4 protein-coding genes are annotated in these 2,709 nt (G+C 29.6%); all 4 read right to left on the bottom strand.

The window, feature by feature from the left end:
• Positions 1-193: 193 nt before the first annotated feature.
• Positions 194-736 (bottom strand): hypothetical protein, encoded by a 543-nt coding sequence (locus AC5XHR_RS13640; RefSeq protein WP_495951331.1) that lies wholly within the window; start codon positions 734-736, stop codon positions 194-196.
• Between the two features lie 213 nt (positions 737-949).
• On the bottom strand, positions 950-1,261 hold the full coding sequence (locus AC5XHR_RS13635) for a HigA family addiction module antitoxin (RefSeq protein ID WP_495951330.1): 312 nt from the start codon (positions 1,259-1,261) through the stop codon (positions 950-952).
• 11 nt (positions 1,262-1,272) lie between these two features.
• The gene (locus tag AC5XHR_RS13630) at positions 1,273-1,554 is read right to left on the bottom strand and encodes a type II toxin-antitoxin system RelE/ParE family toxin (protein WP_495951329.1); all 282 of its coding nucleotides are present in this window, start codon (positions 1,552-1,554) and stop codon (positions 1,273-1,275) included.
• Between the two features lie 294 nt (positions 1,555-1,848).
• A complete protein-coding gene (locus AC5XHR_RS13625; RefSeq protein ID WP_495951328.1) occupies positions 1,849-2,658 on the bottom strand; it encodes a DNA-deoxyinosine glycosylase in 810 nt (269 codons plus the stop codon).
• Positions 2,659-2,709 lie beyond the last annotated feature (51 nt).

Below are 2,709 nucleotides of genomic sequence, written 5' to 3'. Positions count from 1 at the left end.
AAAAAGTATTGGCGAAGTGCGGGCTTAATTTGAACGAATGTTCAAGTTCAGACCAAACGGAGCCGATGCTTTTTCAGATTGTCTAAATTAAGGAAAAAAACAATATGAAAAGCAGCGGCGGATAAATATTTCAAATCTTTCTATTATACATTTAACCCCGCATTTTGCCAATACAATGTTAGCTGCAGGTTTTTTATTCATCTTCTTTAAACTCATATAAATCTCCTAATTCACCTTTGCATTTTCTAAATATTTTTTCAGGAATTCCATTTCTAAAATCAATTTTGAATTCATTGTTTTTGTCACAATCATTACTATCATTTTCAAAATATAAAAATCCGTTTTCAAATTTTGTTGGTAAATCATTGGTCATTGCGATATTATAATATCCAATATATTTATCATCGTCTTGAAATATCATAATATTGTTGCGTGCTTTTTTTGAAATTTCTCCGAAATAATAAATTGAATTGACTAAAGTTAAATTCTCTTTCTTCTTAGTCGTTACGCTTCCAAGATATTTGAAATGTGTTTCATTTTTTTCTTTATTCCAATTTCCTATTACATAGTTTTTGTTAGGATTTTTTTCAATGAAAATATTCGTAAATACTGATTCAATTTGGTTTTGATTATCAATTGCCTTTTGATTTGAATCAACTTTTTTTTCTTCTTTGTTTTTACAAGAAAATATAAAAAAAATTGGTAAAAATATTATGAGTATTTTGGTGATATTCAATTTGGTACAATTTTGTAATAAACTTGCAGCTAACGAAAAAGTATTGGCGAAGTGCGGGCTTAATTTGAACGAATGTTCAAGTTCAGACCAAACGGAGCCGATGCTTTTTCAGATTGTTAAAATTAAAGAAAAAAACAATATGAAAAGCAGCGGCGGATAAATATTTCTACTTTTTCTATTTTATATTTAACCCCGCATTTTGCCAATACTATGTTAGGCGATGTTTTTTTCTTTCTCCTTTCGGATTCTGTTAATTCTCTTGACTTCATTCGATTTCTCTTTTAATTCATTCTCAATATCATAATCATCTTGAAGTCCAAGCCAAAATTTTGCAGAATTTCCAAAATATGCACTTAATCGGACAGCTGTATCTGCTGAAATTCTTCTATTTCCTTTAATAATCTCTGAAACTCTTGTTTGCGGAATTTCCAAATCTTTTGAAAGTCTATATTGTGAAATTTCAAGTGGAACTAAAAATTCCTCTAATAATATTTCTCCAGGTGTAATATTTCTCAACTTTTCCATGTTTTCTAAATTTAATGATAATCTAAAATTTCAACTTCCAAAGCATTTCCATTTTCCCATTTGAAAATAATTCTCCATTGACTATTAATTCTGATGCTATAAAATTCCTTTAAATCTCCTTTCAGTTTTTCAAGTCGATTTGCTGGAGGAATTCTTAAATCATTAATATCAATTGAGTTGTTAATCATTCTCAATTTTCTTCTTGCAACTTCCTGAATTTCTTGAGGAAGCTTTTTGGAAACAATACCGTTCCAAATTTTTTCGGTTTCTTTATTTCCAAAAGTTACAATCATACTTTTTAACGTTACTAACGTCAAAGATAAGTAAAATTTTTGATTATTTGATATTGATATCGAATTTTTCTAAAATGTCGCCTAACGGAAAAAGTATTGGCGAAGTGCGGGCTTAATTTGAACAAATGTTCAAGTTCAGACCAAACGTAGCCGATGCTTTTTCAGATTGTCTAAATTATGAAAAAAAACAATATGAAAAGCAGCGGCGGCTAAATATTTCCACTTTTTCTATTTTATATTTAACCCCGCATTTTGCCAATACAATGTTAGCTGTAGTGGCTGATTGTCCATCAATTATTTTGTCAATATTTGTTGCCATTGTTTACAAATGTTGTCAAAGGCGATGTTAGTATTTGCTGGACTTGTACTTGGTAACAAAATGTACTTTAAATTACTTTTTTTGTCAAAATATTTGTTAAAAAGTGCTTGAGATTTTGTTCCATTAAAACCAATAATTTTTAAATTCTTGTGTGCGGCTATAAAATTGTCTAAGTCATTTGGCTCTTCATCTTCAATCGCACTATCAAGACTTCCTTTCCTATTAGCTTTATGTGCAACATCCCAAATTCCAATTTTAGATTTTAATAATAGTTCTTTTTTGTCAGAATAGGTTAGTGGTAATTTGTTATTTGTAATTGTCGAGATAATTTTCCAAAATCTGTTTCTTGAATGTCCGTAATACTCACCTAGTTCGATGGATTTGTCACCTGGGATTGTTCCTAAAATCAAAATAACTATATCATCGTTTGAAATTGGATCAAATGAAGATTTTATATGTGATGTGATAGGTTTTGAAACAGTTTTTTTTACAACTTTTCTTTCTAATGGCTTTATATCCTTTAAAGTTGTTCCTATTGGTGTCGCACCGCTCCAACTTATATCAATTGTAGTTCCATAGTCATTTACTCTAAAACTAATACTGTCTTTATTTGCAACATCAGAACCCTCGAATTTATAGGACTTGCGAAACGATTTTGTTTCGTGGTCAATGTTAACTACTAAAATATCACCATGCGAAATAGTTTTTGTATCAATTTTATAACTCTTAGATTTCTCAAGTCGGGTTGATGGTCTGATAGTTCTTTTTCTAATTATTTCATTCATTGATATTATTCTGTTTTATGTTGTGGCGATAGTTTTTCTGCCATTACAGCT

Source organism: Kaistella sp. CFF1-2 (genome assembly GCF_059509915.1).
Note: the sequence above shows the minus strand (reverse complement) of the source record. Positions and strands in the feature narration are given on the sequence as shown.